The 1,671-nt window shown below is 62.4% G+C and carries 2 protein-coding genes; one reads left to right on the forward strand and one right to left on the reverse strand.

Features of this window, described 5'->3' with window-relative positions:
- Positions 1-208 (forward strand): hypothetical protein (locus IT41_RS21810; RefSeq protein WP_206752332.1); only part of this gene is annotated, 208 nt, incomplete at its 5' end.
- Between the two features lie 13 nt (positions 209-221).
- On the opposite strand, the gene IT41_RS19160 is transcribed toward IT41_RS21810, so the two are convergent.
- Complete coding sequence (locus IT41_RS19160; RefSeq protein WP_006473457.1) at positions 222-1,577, reverse strand: IS1380-like element IS1247 family transposase; 1,356 nt, start codon at positions 1,575-1,577, stop codon at positions 222-224.
- Positions 1,578-1,671 lie beyond the last annotated feature (94 nt).

Here is a 1,671-nt window from a genome sequence, read left to right on the forward strand (position 1 = left end):
CCTGCATTCCCCAAGTGGCGTGTCGTTTGAGGTGAAGATCGCCTGTATCCGAGCGCTAGACAAGGATTTTCTGCCGCAAGCGGCACCTGCGGTCGCGCAGACTGCTGGATCTGGACGGATCAGACCGCGAAGCCGCTGTTTCCTTGCCCAGGGGCGGCGTTTTTCAGCGCAGCGGACAGATCTGTCCAGCCGCTTTCGTTCAGTTTGAGCGTGGATCGCGATCATGCGCATAGCGGTGGCGCTCGCAATCGGCGGATAGCGGCGAGGATGGCGCGTACCATCGTGCCGGTGACAGCGACCTCGGCCAGCTGGAAGGTGATGGTGCGGGCGTGACGGACCACACGTGCCCCGATCTTGATCAGCTTCAGTTGCAGGCTGGTCAACGACCAGTCGGCCATGGCCTCGGGCAGCTCGATGCAGCGCAAGAAGGTGGCCAGGTTGTACGCCAGGGCGTGCAGTTGCAGCCGCACCTCATTGTCGCGGAACTTCCGGCACGACAGCCGCGTCCAGCGAAAGGCGTATTTGCCCTCTTTGATGTGCTGCTCGGCGGTGCCGCGCTGGTTGTAGAACCGCACCACCCAGTCCGGCTCCATCGGCAGGTTGGTGACGATGAAGCCGACACGCGGGAACAGTTCGCCCGGATGCCATTCGATCTTGGCGATCACCCGGCGTTCCTTGTCCCAGGACGCCGCCTGATACTCGAATTCCTCGAAGAACCGCTTGACCTTGGTCAGTGACGGCCGCCCGACAGGGCGCGTTAGCCGATGCGCGATCTTGTCCTTGAGGACCGCGTTTGCGGGCAGCCGGATGGCGTAGAAGAACCGCGCTTCTTCCAATCGCTCATAGATCGCCGGGATCGCGTAGGCAGCATCGGCCCGGAAGAACCTGCCACCAAGGTCGCGCTCCGCGTAGCGCGCAATGACGGGGTCGAGAACATCACGCCAGCCATCGGCGCTGTGGACGTTGCCATGGCGCAGGGCGCAGCGTTCCAGCATCCCGAACTGGTTGAACAGAAAGTTGGGGTGATAGCAGCTACAGTCGAAATGGCCATTCCAGGCGGACCCTTCCTGGTCGCCATGGGTCGGGCTGACCGAGCTGTCCATGTCCAGAACGATGTACTTCAGCCCGTTACGGTCATGGAACCGGTCGATCCATTGCCCGTTCAGGTCGGCCAGCGCGGCACGGTTCCCGGCCAGAGCCAGCGTCTCGGTCTCGAACCGTCCCATCTGCGATGCCGAGGCCGCTTGTGCATCGACCGCTCTGCCGCCGACAACTTGGCGCATGACCGGATCGCAGGCGAGACGGTTGGCGTCGTTGACATCCTCGTATCCGGCCAGCCGCCCAAAGACTGATTGCCGGAACAGGCCGTCGAGCCGATGGACCGTGTTCTTGCCAGAGCGAGTATCGCGCAGCGCCGCTGACGCCAAATCGGACAACCCGAGCGCGTCATCAAGCTCGCGCATCACCAGAAGGCCGCCGTCGGAACTGAGCTGCGTGCCGCGAAATTCCAGCCGCACGCGAGGGTCGAAATCCACCCGATCTGCCCGTTGCAAGCCCGCACCCTCTGGGTGATCCATGAAACGCGCCCCTCGCAGCCTTCAACACCATGTTTTATATAGGAAATATAATGGTCAGGACAGCGAAATCAGCGCCTTACTTGGGAAATGTGGG

Source organism: Paracoccus halophilus, assembly GCF_000763905.1.
GTDB lineage: Bacteria > Pseudomonadota > Alphaproteobacteria > Rhodobacterales > Rhodobacteraceae > Paracoccus > Paracoccus halophilus.